9 protein-coding genes are annotated in these 16,713 nt (G+C 68.8%); 4 read left to right on the forward strand and 5 right to left on the reverse strand.

The genetic code is table 11. The features are described 5' to 3' along the window. Nucleotides 1-7: 7 nt before the first annotated feature. Nucleotides 8-529 (reverse strand): gamma-glutamylcyclotransferase, encoded by a 522-nt coding sequence (locus ACJ8AT_RS01050; protein ID WP_407735633.1) that lies wholly within the window; start codon nt 527-529, stop codon nt 8-10. A gap of 285 nt (nt 530-814) precedes the next feature. On the opposite strand from ACJ8AT_RS01050, the gene ACJ8AT_RS01055 reads away from it, so the two are divergent. Continuing rightward, nucleotides 815-6,757, forward strand: a complete 5,943-nt coding sequence (locus ACJ8AT_RS01055) for a S8 family serine peptidase (protein WP_407735634.1) — start codon at nt 815-817, stop codon at nt 6,755-6,757. A gap of 193 nt (nt 6,758-6,950) precedes the next feature. After that, nucleotides 6,951-8,657 (forward strand): serine/threonine-protein kinase, encoded by a 1,707-nt coding sequence (locus ACJ8AT_RS01060; protein WP_407735635.1) that lies wholly within the window; start codon nt 6,951-6,953, stop codon nt 8,655-8,657. 13 nt (nt 8,658-8,670) lie between these two features. Here ACJ8AT_RS01060 and ACJ8AT_RS01065 read toward each other — a convergent pair whose 3' ends face one another. Further along, nucleotides 8,671-9,267 (reverse strand): GbsR/MarR family transcriptional regulator, encoded by a 597-nt coding sequence (locus ACJ8AT_RS01065; RefSeq protein WP_407735636.1) that lies wholly within the window; start codon nt 9,265-9,267, stop codon nt 8,671-8,673. Next, nucleotides 9,264-10,262 (reverse strand): polyprenyl synthetase family protein, encoded by a 999-nt coding sequence (locus tag ACJ8AT_RS01070; protein WP_407735637.1) that lies wholly within the window; start codon nt 10,260-10,262, stop codon nt 9,264-9,266. The genes ACJ8AT_RS01065 and ACJ8AT_RS01070 overlap by 4 nt, the downstream gene beginning before the upstream one ends. Before the next feature lie 244 nt (nt 10,263-10,506). Here ACJ8AT_RS01070 and ACJ8AT_RS01075 point away from each other — a divergent pair, with 244 nt between their 5' ends. Then, nucleotides 10,507-12,015 (forward strand): MFS transporter, encoded by a 1,509-nt coding sequence (locus tag ACJ8AT_RS01075; protein WP_407735638.1) that lies wholly within the window; start codon nt 10,507-10,509, stop codon nt 12,013-12,015. A 33-nt stretch (nt 12,016-12,048) separates the two neighbouring features. On the opposite strand, the gene ACJ8AT_RS01080 is transcribed toward ACJ8AT_RS01075, so the two are convergent. Both ACJ8AT_RS01080 and ACJ8AT_RS01085 read right to left on the reverse strand, forming a co-directional pair. After that, complete coding sequence (locus ACJ8AT_RS01080; protein WP_407735639.1) at nt 12,049-13,584, reverse strand: methyl-accepting chemotaxis protein; 1,536 nt, start codon at nt 13,582-13,584, stop codon at nt 12,049-12,051. Between the two features lie 186 nt (nt 13,585-13,770). Next, entirely contained in the window at nt 13,771-14,523 is a 753-nt protein-coding gene (locus ACJ8AT_RS01085; RefSeq protein WP_407735640.1) for a hypothetical protein, read from the reverse strand. A 119-nt stretch (nt 14,524-14,642) separates the two neighbouring features. On the opposite strand from ACJ8AT_RS01085, the gene ACJ8AT_RS01090 reads away from it, so the two are divergent. After that, nucleotides 14,643-16,709 carry an OPT family oligopeptide transporter gene (locus ACJ8AT_RS01090; RefSeq protein ID WP_407735641.1) on the forward strand — a complete coding sequence of 689 codons (2,067 nt, stop codon included), beginning with the start codon at nt 14,643-14,645 and terminating at the stop codon, nt 16,707-16,709. Nucleotides 16,710-16,713: the final 4 nt, after the last annotated feature.

Genomic DNA, 16,713 nt, shown 5'->3' on the forward strand with positions numbered 1-16,713 from the left:
CAGGGGGCTACTCTCCCCTGCGCAGCCGCTCCACGTAGGCGGCCGGGAGCCCCGCGCTCTCGGCGCCACGCACCAGCGCCTCGATGAAGCGGGGGCTGATTGGCCCCTCCTGCGAGGCGCGGCGCGGCGAGGTGGTGAACGCCGTGGCCTCCACCTCCTGGCTGTCCACGCGCACCCGCACCGGGCGCTCGATGCACATCCCCGTCACGAAGCCCTCCTTGTGCTGGATGATGGGCCAGTCCTTGCCCGCAACCTCGAAGAGACGCCCGAACACGCTGCGCCCGGGGGCATCCGCCAGCCCCGCCACGCGCCCGCCCCACCACCGGGACGGGAAGTCGTAGACCAGATCCACCTCCAGCGCCTCGGCCAGCTTCCCCTCCGGCAGTTGGAAGAAGTCGTAGCTGTGCTGGGCGCGCCACTCCTCGAACGCCGCGCGATCGAGGATCGTCGAGTACGCGAAGTAGAGCCGCGAGCCTGCCTGCCCTGCGGCCTCTCGAGCCTTCATCACCTGATCGTAATGCGAGTCCATAAGTCCTCTCTCCCCTGCCTCCAAGAATGAGACGCTGTCCCGCACGCTACCGTGTCATCGCCGCCGATCCCCCTGAAAGCCGGAAGGTCAACAGGGGACCGGTGTTACCCGTTTGAAGGTTTGTGAGCAAACGTGTTACGGGTCAACGGTGGAGTGAGTCACGTCCCGCTGTGAGGATGGGCGCACGCCTCCGGATCCGCATCGAGCGCGTGCGGATCATGTCCCCTCGAGGCGCTCGCAACGTCGGGGCAAAACATGAAGAACTCAGCAACCCGGAGGCCCGCAATGGGCTTCCGAGCCAAGAGCACTTATGTGCTCGGGCTCGTGGGGATGATCTCGCTGATGGCGTGCGGAGGCGCGGAGAACGCGCCGACTCCGCCTGCGAGAGAGAGCGTGCGCGTGGACCTGAAGGCCCACAAGGTGCAGCTCAGCGCGGAGCAGGCCCAGCAGCTCGAGCAGCGTGGCGCCAACATGCAGGTGCTTGGCGACTATGGCTCCTTCAAGGTCGTCCAGGTCGATGACAAGGCGCTGGCGTCCCTGCCCGCGGGTGCGCGGACTCGCGATGACTTCAACCAGATCCTGCTCAACGCGGGCGTGATCGACACCGCGTCCGATCACGGGCAGTCGCTGCGCGGCATGAAGCTGCAGGCCTCCGGCAAGCGCTTCCACATCGTGCAGTTCACAGGCCCCATCAAGCCCGAGTGGGTGAAGGGGCTGCAGGCCACCGGCGTCAAGCTGGTCACGTACCTCCCCAACAACGCCTACCTCGTCTACGGCGACGTGGCCGCGCTGAGCAGCCTCCAGAAGCACGTCACCGCCACCGCGGCCATCCAGTGGGACGGCGCCTACCTGGATGACTACAAGCTCAACCCCGCCATCAGCACCGTCAAGACGCCCACCTACTCCATCCAGCTGATCAAGGATGAGGAGGCCAACGGCCCCACGCTGGAGCTCATCCGCGCCAAGCAGTCGCGCAACGGCCTCATCCGCGAGAAGAACGGCTATGTGAATGTGATGGCGTACCTGACGGTGAAGGATCTCTACGAGATCGCCACCCGTCCGGACGTGCTGTCCATCATGCCGCGCCCCACGCCGAAGAAGCTCGACGAGCGGCAGGACATGATCCTCGCCGGCCAGCTCAACGGCAACGATCCCAAGGGTCCGGGCTACCTGGCGTGGCTGGCGGCCAAGGGCTTCACCCAGGCCCAGTTCACCGCGTCCGGCTTCGGCGTGGACGTGAGCGACAGCGGCATGGACAACGGCACGCAGGCGCCCAACCACTTCGGCCTGTACATGGGCGGTAACGTCGCCGGCACCAGCCGCGTGGTCTACAACCGTCTCGAGGGCTTTGCGAACTCCGGCAGCACCATCCAGGGCTGCGACGGCCACGGCAACCTGAACACGCACATCGTCGCGGGCTACACCAACCTGACGGCGGAGCCGTTCACGGACACCGCGGGCTTCACCCACGGCCTGGGCGTGGCGCCCTTCGTGAAGGTGGGCTCCTCGGTGGTGTTCGACCCGAGCTCCTTCACCAGCCCTGACTATTACGATCTGCAGTCGCGTGCGTACCGCGACGGCATGCGCATCAGCACCAACAGCTGGGGCGCCAACTTCAACGGCTATGACTCGGACGCGCAGGACTACGACTCGCTGGTCCGTGACGCGCAGCAGGATGGCGCCGCGGAGCCCGCCGCAGGCAACCAGGAGATGGTCATCGTCTTCGCGGCCGGCAACGGCGGTCCTGGCGCCAACTCGGTCGGGACGCCTGGCACCGCGAAGAACATCATCACCGTGGGCGCCTCCGAGAACGTCCATCCCTTCGGCGCCGCGGACCTCTGCGGCGTGGAGGACTCCGACGCGGACAGCCTCAATGACATGGCGTTCTTCTCCAGCCGTGGCCCCACCGCGGACGGACGCAAGAAGCCGGACATCGTGGCGCCTGGAACGCATATCTCAGGCGGCGTCGCCCAGGTGGATGGGCAGCGCGACCCCAATCCCGGCAACCCCAACGGCCAGGCGCTCTCGTGCTTCGACGCTGGCGGCGTGTGCGGTGGCCCTGGCATCAACTTCTTCCCGGCGGGACAGCAGTGGTACACGGCCTCCTCCGGTACCAGCCACTCGACACCGGCCGTCGCCGGTGGCACGGCGCTGGTGCGCCAGTACTTCATCAACCAGAACATGGCGCCGCCCAGCGCGGCGATGACCAAGGCGTACCTGATGAACTCGGCCCGCTACATGACGGGCTCGGGCGCCAACGACAACCTCTTCTCCAACAACCAGGGCATGGGCCTGATGGACCTGGGCATGGCCTTCGACGGCACCCCGCGCCTGCTGGATGACCAGACTCCGGAGAGCCTGCTCACGGCCACCGGCGAGACCCGCACCTTCGAGGGTACGATCTCGGACTCGAGCAAGCCCTTCCGCGTCACCCTGGCGTGGACGGACGCTCCGGGCTCCACCACCGGCAGCGCGTGGAAGAACAACCTGGACCTGAGCGTCACGGTCGGCGGCAACACCTACAAGGGCAACGTCTTCACCGGCGGCAACTCGGTCACCGGAGGCATGGAGGACTCCTCCAACAACGTGGAGAGCGTGTTCCTGCCCGCGGGCACCGAGGGCGACTACACCGTCACGGTGACGGCGGCGAACATCAACTCGGATGGCGTGCCGGGCAACAGCTCGGCGCTGGATCAGGACTTCGCCCTGATTGCCTACAACAGTTGCACCACCGCGGCCCCGACGCCCACCGGCGTGAGCGCCGTGGTCAACGGCAACAACCAGATTGACGTGTCGTGGACGACCAACGGCGCCCTCTCGTACAGCATCTACCGCTCCACCACCGCGGGCGGCCCGTACACTCGCGTGGCCAAGGTGACGGCCCCGCCGTACCAGGACAAGGGCGTCTCGGGCGGCACCACCTACTACTACGTGGTTCGCGCGGCGCAGTGCGCCGAGTCTCCGAAGTCCGAGGAGATCTCCGTCACCGCCACCGGCCAGTGCACGCTGCCTCCCACCTTCGCGGGCGTCGCCGCGGTGGACAACGGCGCGGGGTCCACCTGCGCCACCAACGTCAGCTGGCTCGCGGCCAAGCCCATCTGCGGCGGCTCGCTGACCTACTCGGTCTACCGCAGCACCAGCTCGGGCTTCACCCCGTCGGCGGCCAACCGGATCGCCACGGGCCTCACGAGCACCAGCTTCGCGGATGATCTGAACCTGAGCAACGGCACGCCCTACTACTACGTGGTCCGCGCCACCGAGACGAGCAACGCCGTCAACGAGGACAGCAACACCACCCAGAAGTCGGCCGTGCCCACTGGCGTGATCACGCCGGGCGTCAACTACTTCGACGATCTCGACGGCAACCGGCCGGCGGACTCGGATGCGTACTGGACCACGGCCTCGGCCGTGGTCAACCTCGTCAGCGATTGCCACTACCAGTCGGCCACGAACGCGTTCCGCATCGGCGCGGCCAACACCAGCTGCGGCGGTACCTACCCCATCAGCACGCAGGCCACCCTGGCGCTGGGCGGTGACGGCACCATCACTGGCGTCAACGGCTTCGCCATCCCGGCCACCACCCGTGACCCGCAGCTGTCGTTCAACCTCTGGTACGACCTGGAGAACCAGTATGACGGAGCCTGGCTCGTCTACAGCACCACGTCGGCGTCCGGTCCTTGGATCTCGGTGAACGACGCGGCTTCCAGCACGGCGCCGTACATCTCGGCCGGTGGCTACGACAACACCCTCAAGAGCGACTTGACCCAGCGCATCTGGACGAGCCAGAGCACGGGCGGCAACGGCTCGCTGAAGCCGGTCACCGTCAACCTGGCCGCCCTGGCGGGCCAGACGGTGTGGTTCGGCTTCAAGTTCTCCAGCGACAGCACCGTGAGCAAGGAGGGTATCTACCTGGATGACGTCCGCATCAAGGCGGATGCATACGGGAGCTGCTCCACCAACACGCCTCCTCCGGGCCCGGCGGTCGCCTACCGGATCACCGGGCTGCCCAGCGCGGCCCAGGTGAACAAGCCGGCCACGTTCACCGTGACCGCGGTGGATGCCGTGGGCGTCACGGCCACCGGCTACACCGGGAGCGCCTCGTTCACGAGCACGGACGCGGCGGCGGTGCTGCCGCCCAACGCCGCCTTCACCGCGGGCGTGGCGAGCAACGTCTCCATCACGTTCAACACCGCGGGCCCGCAGTCCGTCATCGCGACGGACACGGCGAACGCGGCGATCACGGGCAGCGCCAGCACGGACGTCACCGACGCCGTCGGCCTGGTCTTCACCGTGCAGCCGCCCGCCACGGCCTTGGCCGGAGCCTCCCTCACCCCGGCGGTGAAGGTGGGCCTGGTCGATGCCTCCGGTAACCCTGTCACGAAGGGCAGCTACAACATCACCCTCTCTCTGGCCCCCAACGCGAACGGAGCCACGGCTGGAGGCACCACCACGGTCGCCGCCGTCAACGGCGTGGCCACCTTCAGCGGCGTGTTCGTCGGCAAGGCGGGCACGGGCTACAAGCTGGTCGCCAGCGCCTCGGGGCTCGATAGCGCCACCAGCTCGGCCTTCAACATCACCCCCGCCGCCGCGGCGAAGGTGGCCTTCGTCACCCAGCCGTCCACCGGCATCGCGGGCGCGCCGCTGGCCCCGGCGGTGCAGGTGGCCATCCAGGACGCGTTCGGTAACACCACGAACTCGTCGGCCAACGTCACCGTCTCGATGAACCCCAACGCGGATGGCGCCACGCTGGGTGGCACCACCACGGTGGCCGCCGTCGGTGGCGTGGCCAGCTTCACCAACCTGCTCATCACCAAAGCGGGCGCGGGCTACACGCTGAGCGCCAGATCGGGGACGTTCACTGGCAATAGCAGCAGCCCGTTCGACATCGGCGCGGCCGCTGCGTACCGGGTCATGTTCACCCAGCAGCCGACCGACGTGCTCGCTGGCGTGACCTTCACCCAGCCTGTCCGGGCCACCATCTTCGACAGGTATGGGAACCTGGCGGGGCAGGCCACCAACCCGGTGACGGTGTCGCTGGGCAACAACCCGCCCGGCGCCAAGCTCCGAGGGCTCACCACGGTGAACCCGGTGAATGGCGTGGCCACCTTCAGCAACCTGTCGGTGACCAAGAGCGGCCTCAACTACACCCTGGTGGCGGGCTCGAGCGGCCTGTTCTCGGACAACAGCGTGGGCTTCAACGTGACCGCCAATCCTCACGGCGGCAAGGACATGCTGGTCTTCCGCAAGGATCCGACTGAGTTCGCGGCCAGCGACGCGCTGTCCTCGATCGAGGTGGAGCTACAGGACGCGGACGGCAACGTGCTCACCGACAACAACGATCCGGTGACCTTGAGCCTGGGCGAGAACCCAACGGGGGGCCAGCTGAACGGGACCACCACGGTCTCCGCGATCAACGGCGTGGCGACGTTCACGGGCCTCACCCTGCGCAAGGCCGGCAACGGCTACTCGCTGGTGGCGGCCGCCCAGGGCTTCGAGAATGGCACGAGCGCGGCGTTCAAGGTGACGCCGGGCCCGCTGGCCAGCTTCTCGGTCTCGCTCCCCGCGAGCGTGACGGCCGGTGAGGAGGCCGCGCTCACCGTCACCGCGCTCGACGCTTACGGCAACATGGCGACCTCGTACTCGGGCAAGGTGCAGGTGTCGAGCTCCGACACGACCGCGACGTTCGCTTCCACGGCGACCTTCGTGGAGGGCGTGCTGAGCAACTTCAAGGTGACGTTCAAGGGCTACGGCCTGAGGACGCTCACCTTCGCGGACGCCTCGGACTCCAGCCTGAGCAGCTTCTCGCAGACCAACGTCACCGCCTTCGCGCAGCCCACTGTGTCGGTGATCGATCCTGCGGGTGGCACGGTCGTCTCCGGCACCGTGAACATCACCGCCAAGGGCGCGGTGGCCCCGGGCACCACGCTGACGAAGCTCTCCATCCTCGTGGATGGCTCCGAGATCGCCAGCGGCACGGATGCCACGGTGAACGGCAGTTGGGACAGCAGCAAGGCCCAGGCTGGCTCGCACATCATCACCGCCGTCGTCACCGATGGCGCGGGCAACGTGGTGAGCTCGTCTCCGGTCATCGTCTCCATCGCGCCCGCGGAGGACAGCGGCTGTAGCTGCGGTGCCACCTCGGGCACGGACGCTGGCATCTACCTGGGCCTGCTCCTCCTGGCGCATTACGCGCAGGGCCGGCGCCGCTCGGCGAAACAGGCGGCCTAGCCGGGAATACGGCCCCGGGCGCTTGAAGCGGGCGTCCCGGGGCTGATCGCTTCAAAACCGGACAAGTCGTCCGGAATGCGCCGGCGCGGAGATCTCCCGCCGGCGCATTTCTTTTCCAGCGTTGGAGGTGCCGCCCTCGAATGGGCTAAAGTGGGAAAACCTGTTGGGAGAGACCGCCATGGAGCCGCAGTCCATGAAGTGCCCGTCCTGCGGCAAGCAGATGCCAGGCAACATGGCATTCTGCCCGTGGGATGGGCACGCCCTGGCGCCCGCTCCCAGCTCCGCGCCGCGCCCGGATCCGCTGCTGGAGACGCGCGTCAGCGAGTACGTCATCAAGGAGCGCATTGGCGCCGGCGGCATGGGCATCGTCTACCGGGCCGTGCAGCCGCTGATTGGCAAGCAGGTGGCCATCAAGATCCTGAAGGCGGAGTACGCCGGAGACGCGGATGTGGTTCAGCGGTTGCTGGTGGAGGCGCGCGTGGTGAACGCCATCCAGCACCGCGGCATCATCGACATCTTCGGGTTCGGCCAGCTGGCGGATGGCCGGCCGTACGTGGTGATGGAGCTGCTGCACGGAGTCGCGCTGTCCACGTTCCTCCGCAAGCGCAAGAAGCTCGGCGCGGACGAGGCGGTGGGGATCCTGGATGAGATCCTCTCGGCGCTGGTGGCGGCGCACAAGGAAGGTGTGATCCACCGCGACCTGAAGCCGGGCAACGTGTTCCTCGTGGAGAACGGCGAGGGGGCGCGCTCCGTCAAGCTGCTCGACTTCGGGATCGCCAAGGTGGTGCAGTTCCGCCCGTCCCGGCCGCTGACGGCCCAGGGCAACATCCTGGGCACTCCCGAGTACATGGCGCCCGAGCAGGTGCGCGGAGAGGCCGTGGGCCCCACCACGGATCTCTATGCGGTGGGCATCATCGCGTTCCAGCTGCTCACGGGCCGGCTGCCTTTCACCGGCGAGGCCACGCGGGTGCTCCTGGCGCAGGTGGATGAGAAGCCCCCTGCCCCCTCCAGCCTCGTGCCGGAGGTGCCTCCTGCGCTCGAGAACATCGTGCTCCGGCTGCTCGCCAAGCAGGCCACGAAGCGGTTCCAGTCGGCGGAGGCGGTGCGCAAGGAGCTGGCCGCCCTGGGCGCGAAGCGGCCCCCTACCCCGGAGCCGGAGACCACCTCGGGCAAGACGACGAGCCTCGGGTCCCGCACCATCGAAGTGCCCATGATGGCCGATGCCTCGGACGAGACCGAGCCCGCTCCCATCGAGCCGTTCACGGATGTGACGCTCTCCCGGCCCGCGAAGTCCTACTGGCGCCTCGGGGCCGGGATGGCAGGCCTGGTGCTGGCGACCACGGTCGTGGCCGTCACCGCGCTCCACAAGAAGGCACCGGCTCCGCCGAAGGTGGCCGAGGCCCCCGCGCCGAGCGCCCCCACCCCTGCCTCCGCTCCCGCTCCTCAGGCCCCGAGCCCCCTCCCACCGCCGACGATGGCGCCCGAGGCTCCATCGGTTCCTCCCACGGCGGTGGCCTCTGCCGCGCCCGAGAAAGCTCCGAAGCCGCCGGCTGTGGAGACTCCCAAGCCGAAGAAGATCGTGAAGGCCGTGGCCGCCAAGCCTCCACGTGAGGTGGCGCCCAAGACCCCTGCCCATCCGGCGCCCGAGGCCACCCCCGCCGCTGCCACCCTCACCAGCTCGGGCAGCCACACCGACTCGAAGAGCCTGCTGGCGCGCATCTCGGATGCCGAGTCGCGGATGCTCAAGGTGAACCCGCTGATCTGCACGAACTCGTCTCCGGCGTTCGCGGCGCTGAAGGATCTCGAGAAGCAGATCCACGACGCCACCACGGAGGATCAGCGCACGAAGCTGGCGGGCCTGCTGGCCGCGTGGGAGCAGAAGTTCCTGCCCAAGCCCTGAGCGTTGGGCCCGCTCAGCGAGACTTCTTGGAGGAGGGGCCCGGCTCGTCTCGGAACGCGCCGAGCACTCCGCCCACGTCCAGCCGTGCCGTCTTGATGAACAGGCGGATGGCCTTCTCCACGTGCTCGGACAGGGTGGCCATCTTCTCCAGCCGCTGGAGCCGCTCGGAGGCCACCTCACCGGCCTCCTGCGCCAGCCGCCGCGCCTCCGAGAGATCCGCGCGGATGCGTGACACGAAGCCCGCCTCGCGCTCCTCGATGACGTGCGTCACCATGCGGACCAGATCCGTCTCCGCCGCGTAGCGCCAGACGGTGTCCTGGGGCTGCCGCACGCGCTGCACCACGCCCCAGCGCTCCAGATCTCTCAAGAGCATGGACACGCCGCCCTTGGACAGATCCAGCTCGCGCTCGATCTCCCCGGCCGTGAGCGGCTCGCCTCGCAGGTACAGCAGGGCCCAGACTCGCCCCTGGTTGCGCTTGAACCCCCAGAACTCGATGACGTTGCCCACGGCCTCCACGGCCATGGCCTCCCAGGGCGCCAGCGCGCCGGGGGCCGTGAGCGGCTCCGTGCCGGGCGGAGTCACGCCACCTGTCCAGAGATAGCCCTTCATGCGACCTTGCTCCGGACCTGCTCGGTGATGCCGGCGGACAGCTTGCGCGCCCAGCTCACCAGCTCCTGGCCGCCCGCCGAGCTCGAGAAGGGTCCGAGCCGATCCAGCGCCGCCTCGAGCTCCGAGTTCAGCCGATCCAGGGACATGTCCACCGCGCCCGTGGCGATGATCCCGGCGCCCAGCTCCTGAGCGCGCTCGGTGGAGATGCTGGAGAAGGCCCAGGCATCGCGCAGCTTGCGGCGCAGCGCCTCGTCCTTGGCGAGGGCCAGGAGGATGGGCATGGAGGGCGTGCGCGAGTGCAGATCCGCGTACTGCGGCTTGCCCACGTCGGTGCCGAGGATGTCGCGGATGTCGTCGGCGATCTGGAAGGCGACGCCCAGGTGGCGGCCGAAGCCGTCGAAGCGCTGCGCGGCCTCCGGGTTGTTGGCGATCAGGGCGGCGGCCCGGCCGCACCAGCCGAAGAGCGAGCCCGTCTTGCCCTCGGCGATGTAGCGCAGCTGCGGCATGGGCAGATCCATCACCCCGCGCGCCTCCACCTCGGCGATGGCCGCGCGAGTCATCTCGGAGACCACGGCCAGGGCGCTCTCGGCGACGCGGGCGTCGAGCTGCACCAGCCGCAGCAGCGTGGTGGACAGGATGAGGTCGCCGCTCATCACCGCGACGATGTTGCCCCAGCGAGCGTTCACCGTGGGCCGGCCGCGGCGGAACATGCCCGCGTCCACCACGTCATCATGCAGGAGGCTGGCGGAGTGGATGAGCTCGGCGGAGACGGCGCACTCCACGAGCTTCTCGCCGGGCACGCCCACCGCATCTCCGAAGAGGCGCACGAGCATGGGGCGCGCGCGCTTGCCGCCACCGCCCAGCACCAGGTGGCGAGCGGCCTCCATGAGGGTGTCCCCCTTCACGCCCGGCCCAGCGTCCCCGTCCACCAGCGCGCCGCCAATGCGCTGCTCCACCACCCCGAGAAAGTCCGACAGCTCGCGAGCCAGTTCCATGAGAGACCTCTTTCCTCGGACGTTCATATAGTTCAAGACCGCGTGAACCGCACTCGGAAACCTCTCAGGGCCTCACGGCGCTCATCAGAGGAACTACCTGGGGGATGAGGGATGAGTGACGTCGGTGTAGGAGCACTCAAGTCGGCTGCTCTCCAGCCGTCCTACCGCACTGCGTCGAAAACCGGATTGAGTCGCCGTGCGGCCCGTGCGACAGAGGACGGGCTCCCTCCTCCCCCCGAGTCACGTGTCTATCGCCGCACCGCGTCGCCCCTTCCTGCGTAGCGTCGCCTCGCTCGCCAACGCCATTCCGCTGTTCCGCCCGGGCAGCTCCTTGCCGGGCGCCAACGCCCCGCTGAGCAGCGCCCCGCCGCTGGATGCGGCCTCCCCGGCCCCTACGCGCACGAAGCCCTGGCTGCGCCTGTCGCTGAAGGCCTCCGTCACCGAGGGGATGTTCGCGGAGGTGTTCACCGCGTGCGCGGGCGCTACGGTGCTCACCGCCTGGGCCATCGCGCTGAAGCTGGGGCCGTTCCTCGTGGGCGTGATGACGTCCATGTCCTTCTTCGCCCAGTTCGTGCAGTTCCCGGCGGCGTGGCTCACCTCCACCTTCGGCCACCGGCGCGTGGCGCTCACCGCGGTGTGTATGTCCCGGCTGGTGATGCTGCCGCTGTGCCTGGTGCCCTGGCTGCCGCTGGGCCTGCCGGGACAGCAGCGCCTGCTGGTGGGGATCGCCGCCGCCTCGGCCGTGCTGGGGGTGGTGGGCAACAACGCCTGGGTGGCGTGGATGGGCGAGCTCGTCCCGCGTCCGCTCCGAGGCCGCTTCTTCGGCCGGCGCACCGCGATGTGCACCATCGCCGGCACGCTGGCGGCGCTGGCGGCGGGCTTCTTCCTGGATCAGACCCGGCAGCTTGGCGCGGTGAGCGCGGCGCTGCCGGTGCTCGCGGCGCTGGCGTGCATGGTGGGCATCGTCACCACGTCCCTGATGGCCCGGCAGCATGATCCGGCGCCGGGGGGCTCGAAGATCCAGCTGGACTTCCAGGCGGCCCAGGTGCCGCTGAGGGATCCTCACGCGCGCCGGATGCTGCTCTACCAGGTGGCGTGGAACGCGGGCGTGGGGTTCTCGGCGCCCTACTTCTCGCTGCACATGCTCCAGAACCTGAAGATGACGTTCGTCGTCATGGCGCTGTACTCCGCGGCCGTGGCGGCGGTGCGCGTGCTGCTGGCGCCCGTGTGGGGGCGGCTCATCGATCGGGTGGGCGCGCAGCCGGTGGTGCTGGCGTGCTCGCTGGGGATTGCGTTGATCCCGCTGATCTGGCTGTTCCCCACGGCGGACATGCTGTGGCCGCTGATGTTCGATGTGCTCATGGCGGGCGCGCTCTGGAGCGGCCATGGGCTCGCGGTGTTCGCGCTGCCGCTGGCGGTGGCGCCTCGTCAGGGCCGGCCCTTCTACCTGGCGGCCTTCTCCACCGCGGGAGGCCTGGCCTACGCCGCGGCGTCCGCGCTGGGAGGAGGCCTCGCGAGCCTCCTGCCCACCCACTTCACCCTGGGCAGCCACGCGTACGTGAACCTCCAGGTGCTCTTCGCGCTCTCGGCGGTGGTCCGGCTGGGCGCGGCCTTCCTCGCCACCCGCATCATCGAGCCGGATGCCCGCCCGGCCCGCTCGCTGGGCGCGCTCGTGGAGCTGCTGTGGCCGCGCTCCCGGCCCGAGCCCGAGCCGGTGCTCGTCGAGATCCACACGAGCAGCGGCAAATCCTGAGTTGCCGCCAGGCCTCCTGCCCTGCTGGGAGGCTCAGAGGCGGTAGCCGCGGACCACCTGGGAGACGCGCTCCGAGAGCGCCTGGAGCGAGTCCACCGAGGCCGTGGTGGAGGTGATGCGCTCCAGGGTGTCGTTCATCAGCGCGTTCAGCTCGTTCACGGCGGTGGAGATCTGCTGGATGCCGTTGGTCTGCTGGCTGACGGTGCTGGCGATCTGCCGGACGGAGGCGGAGCTGTCCCGGACGATGTTGGACAGGGCCTGCAGGTTGTCTCCGGACTGCCGGATCTGCGAGAGCCCCTCCTCCATGCGGTGGGTGCCCTCCTCGGTGATGCGCACGGTGGTGACGATCGCCTCGCTGACATCCGCGAGCAGATCGCGCACCTGCGAGGTGGCCCGGATGGACTGATCCGCCAGCGCGCGGATCTCTCGGGCCACCACGGCGAAGCCCTTGCCGTGCTCGCCGCTGCGCACCGCCTCGATGGCGGCGTTGAGCGCCAGCATGTGGGACTGGTCCGCCAGATCCTTCACCGTCTGCGTAATCCCGCCGATCTGCCGGGTGCGCTCGCCCAGCGAGGTGATCTGCGCGGCGATCTGCTTCACCTGATCGAGCATCTCCACCAGCCCGTTGATGCTCTCGCCGATGGCGGCGCTGCCCGTCTTCCCCAGCTCGTCGGCCCGGGCGGCCACCTTGAGCACGGACTCGGCCGTCTGGCTGGCATCGCTGGAGGTGCGGTGGAGCTCCTGCGCCGTGGCCTGGGTCTCGTGCAGGGAGCTGGCGTACCGGCTCGCCATCTTGTTCTGGTCGCTGGCGGAGTGGCTGAGCACTCGCACGGACTGGGTCATCAGCTCCGAGGAGAACTGGAGCTCGTGCAGCACCTCCTTGAGCCGGTTCACCATGGAGGCGAAGGCCTGGGACAGCTGCCCCACCTCGTCCTCGGAGTCCACGCGGATGGACTCGCGCAGATCGCCCTGATCGGCGATGCGGCGGGCCACCGCCGTGAGCCGCAGCAAGGGCGCCACCAGCCGCCGGCTGAAGAGATAGGCCACGAGGCTGAAGCCCAGCAGGGCCAGCAGGAGCACCGTCGCGAAGCGCAGGGTCAGCGTCTGGAGCTTGGCGCGCACGGAGGAGCGGTCGAACCCCACGTGGACCTGGCCGAGCAATCCATCGCGCACCAGAGCGCGCAGCGAGAGGATATGGGCATCCTGGAGCGGGAAGGTGTTCGACTCGTCTTGCGTGAGGAGCTGGCGGTACTGCTCCTGGAGTGCCGTCGCCATCTTCCCCGAGACGGCGACAAGCTCTCCCTGCGGGCCCACCACCGCGATGTAAGCGACGTTGGACTTGGCGGTGACCTCATCGATGGCCGTCTGGACCGCCTGGGTCTGGTTGGCGGCCAGCGGCCCCGAGAGCGTGGAGGCGAGCGCGGAGGGCAGCGCCGAGCCGATCTCCTCGGTCTGCGCGTCGAAGCCGGCCTGCATGCCCGGGAGGAGATAGCCGAACGTGAGGAGCCAGGAGAGAGCCGCCACACCCAGCGGTCCCAGACTGAGCTTCTGTGAGAGGGAAATGCGCATCGATGGGGGATTGTGAGAGCGGGGAGGAAGACAATGCAATCACTCTGCTCGTCACCGCTCTGCCAGGGGACTTAGCAGGTCCTATGCGGACTCGGAACGCAGCACGGCGGAAAACTCTACTGAAGCTGCCTGGCGTGATCAGCCGGATGTCCGGCCGCGAGGCAGGCGGGCAGCACTCCGCCCGGCTCACGGCCCGTTGGCCCCACGCGCCGTGTCGCGGGCCATGAAGTCCCAGGCCTCCAGCCGGCGATCCAGCGCGGTGAGCGCCCACAGGTCCGCCGTGTTGTCCGGATCCAGCGCCTCCAGCGCGCGCCGGAGCGGCTCGCGGGCCAGCACCACGCCCCATTCCGAGAGCACCCGCAGCGCCATGATCGACGAGCGCTCCGCCAGCAACCCGAGCAGCGTGGACACGACCCGCTCGCTCCGCTCGGCGGACAGCCGCTGCACCGCCTCGTGGCGCTCCTCGGGGGTGGAGCCTGGATCCGCCAGCACTCCCGCCAGCGCCTGGAAGCGCTCCTCGTCCAGCACCTCCCGAGGCCCGCTCTTCAGCCAGCGCTCCAGCGTGACGCTAGTGCCTCCGAACGAGACGCACTCGCGGCCCACGCCGTCGTCTCCAAACACGCCCAGGATGCGCTCGGGGCTCGGCGCTCCACCTTCGAGCAGCCCCTGCGCGCGCTCGGAGAGCCCGGAGGAGTCGCCGATCAGATGGACCCGGACGACCGAGGCCTCCGCCTCCGGGCTCTGCTCGGGGCTGACCCGGCCCCACTTGAGGAACACCTCGGCCAGCCCACGCTCGAGCACATACCAGCGATACTCCAGCCAGACGGCGCTGGGACGGCGCGCGAAGCGTGGATCCGCGGGCTCGTAGAGGCGCGTGGCGCCCTCGGCCACACCGGCGAAGCAGCGGTCCACGAGGGCCTGGGCGTCCTTGAGTCGCATGGGCGGAGCGAGGCTCTGTCATCGGCCCGCCGCGTTCAAGTCCACCGTCCGGGATTGGCTAATGGAGCCCGGCCCTGTAGAAGATGGCGGCCAAGCAAGCCCTCCCTCCTGGGTAACCCATGTCTGAAATCGCCTCACCCGACGCCAAGAAGGAAGTCGAGTTCCAGCCCTATATCTCCGCGGATCGAAGCGATATCGCCGAGCTCACCCCGAAAGCCATCGTCATTGGGGTGATCTTCGGCATCATCTTCGGCGCCTCGAACGTGTACCTGGCCTTGAAGGCGGGCCTGACCGTGTCGGCCTCCATCCCCATCGCGGTGCTCGCCATCTCGGTGCTCAAGCGGCTGGGGGGCTCGACGATCCTCGAGAACAACGTGGTGCAGACCATCGGCTCGGCGGGCGAGTCCATCGCCTCGGGCGTGGTGTTCACCCTGCCCGGCTTCCTCTTCCTGAGCGCCAACAGCCACGGCTCCAGCTACTTCGACTATTGGACCATCTTCACCCTGGCGCTGCTGGGCGGCGTGCTCGGCACGCTGATGATGGTGCCGCTGCGGCGCTCGCTGATCGTCAAGGAGCACGGCAACCTGCCCTACCCCGAGGGTGCGGCCTGCGCCTCGGTGCTCATCGCCGGCGAGAAGGGCGGCAACCTGGCGAAGCTGGCCTTCCAGGGCGTGGGCTTCTCATTCGTCTACGCGCTGCTCCAGAAGGTCATCCGGCTGATCGCCGAGAGCCCGGCGCTGGTGTCCAGCCAGAAGAACAAGTACTTCCCCTCGGCCACGCTCGACGGCGACATCACCCCCGAGTACCTGGGCGTGGGCTACATCATCGGCCCGAGGATTGGCGGCGTGCTGGTGGCCGGTGGCGTGCTCGCGTGGCTGGGGCTCATCCCGCTGCTGGCCTCGCTGGTTCCGGCGGACACCATCGCCGCGCAGCTGCTGAAGCTGGGCTACATCACGGATCTGGCCAAGGCGGGTGGCCCGGGGGGCTGGAATCCGGCGACACACACCTTCGCCAACACGGCCACCGCGATCTACCGTGCCTACGTGCGGCAGATCGGCGCGGGCGCCGTGGCCGCGGGCGGCTTCATCACCCTGCTCAAGACGCTGCCCACCATCATCTCGGCGTTCAAGGAGAGCCTCTCCTCGCTGCGTGAGGGCCCGGGCGCCGCCGCTCCGAAGCGCACCGAGCGGGATCTGCCGCTGACGTTCGTGCTCTTCGGCAGTGCGGGGCTGGTGCTGGTCATGGCCGCCCTGCCCTTCCTCCCGGGCAGCGTCCTGGGCCGGTTGATCCTCGGCATCCTGATCGTGATCTTCGGGTTCTTCTTCGTCACGGTGGCCTCGCGCATCGTGGGCATCATCGGCTCCTCGTCCAACCCCATCTCGGGCATGACGATCGCCACGCTGATGGCCACCTGCCTCATCTTCATCGGCATCGGCTGGACGGGAGACATCTATCAGCCCATGGCGCTGTGCGTGGGCGGCATGGTCTGCATCGCGGCCGCCAACGCCGGAGCGACCTCGCAAGATCTCAAGACGGGCTACCTGGTGGGAGCCACGCCGCGGGCGCAGCAGATCGGCCTGATGATCGGCGCGGTGGCCGCCGCGGTGGTCATCGGCATCACCGTGAAGCTGCTGGACACGCCTGCCGAGGCGCTGCGAGCCGCGGGCGTCGAGCACATGATCGGCTCGGACAAGTTCCCCGCGCCGCAGGGCACGCTGATGGCCACGCTCATCAAGGGCCTGCTCTCGTTCAACCTCGACTGGCAGTTCGTGCTGGTGGGCGTGTTCCTCTCCATCACGATGGAGCTGTGCGGCGTCAAGTCGCTCTCGTTCGCGGTGGGCGCGTACCTGCCGCTGTCCACCACGGCGCCCATCTTCGTGGGCGGCGCCATCAAGGGCCTGTCGGACTTCATGGCCACGCGCAAGGGCGAGAAGGTGGAGGAGTCCGAGCTGGGGCCGGGCAACCTCTTCGCCACGGGCCTGGTGGCCGGCGGCGCGCTGGCGGGCGTGCTGGTGGCGCTCCTCTCGGTGAATGACCGGGTCAGCAACGCGATGAACAGCCTCTCCGTGGAGAAGATGCTCGGCGAGAGCCTGGGCGATGGCGGCTACCAGCTGCTGGGCCTGCTGTGCTTCTCGATCATGAGCTTCGTGCTGTACCGGATCTCCCGCCGGCCCTCGGAGGCGTAGCCGC

Origin of the sequence: Hyalangium sp., assembly GCF_045802625.1 — a bacterium.
Classification (GTDB): Bacteria; Myxococcota; Myxococcia; order Myxococcales; family Myxococcaceae; genus Hyalangium.

What these genes read in the sequence shown, in the direction of transcription:
- ACJ8AT_RS01070 (WP_407735637.1), bottom strand. Translation starts at nt 10,262, where the DNA reads ATGGAACTGGCTCGCGAGCTGTCGGACTTTCTCGGGGTGGTGGAGCAG.
- ACJ8AT_RS01050 (WP_407735633.1), bottom strand. Translation starts at nt 529, where the DNA reads ATGGACTCGCATTACGATCAGGTGATGAAGGCTCGAGAGGCCGCAGGG.
- ACJ8AT_RS01065 (WP_407735636.1), bottom strand. Translation starts at nt 9,267, where the DNA reads ATGAAGGGCTATCTCTGGACAGGTGGCGTGACTCCGCCCGGCACGGAG.
- ACJ8AT_RS01090 (WP_407735641.1), top strand. Translation starts at nt 14,643, where the DNA reads ATGTCTGAAATCGCCTCACCCGACGCCAAGAAGGAAGTCGAGTTCCAG.
- ACJ8AT_RS01060 (WP_407735635.1), top strand. Translation starts at nt 6,951, where the DNA reads ATGAAGTGCCCGTCCTGCGGCAAGCAGATGCCAGGCAACATGGCATTC.
- ACJ8AT_RS01080 (WP_407735639.1), bottom strand. Translation starts at nt 13,584, where the DNA reads ATGCGCATTTCCCTCTCACAGAAGCTCAGTCTGGGACCGCTGGGTGTG.
- ACJ8AT_RS01085 (WP_407735640.1), bottom strand. Translation starts at nt 14,523, where the DNA reads ATGCGACTCAAGGACGCCCAGGCCCTCGTGGACCGCTGCTTCGCCGGT.
- ACJ8AT_RS01055 (WP_407735634.1), top strand. Translation starts at nt 815, where the DNA reads ATGGGCTTCCGAGCCAAGAGCACTTATGTGCTCGGGCTCGTGGGGATG.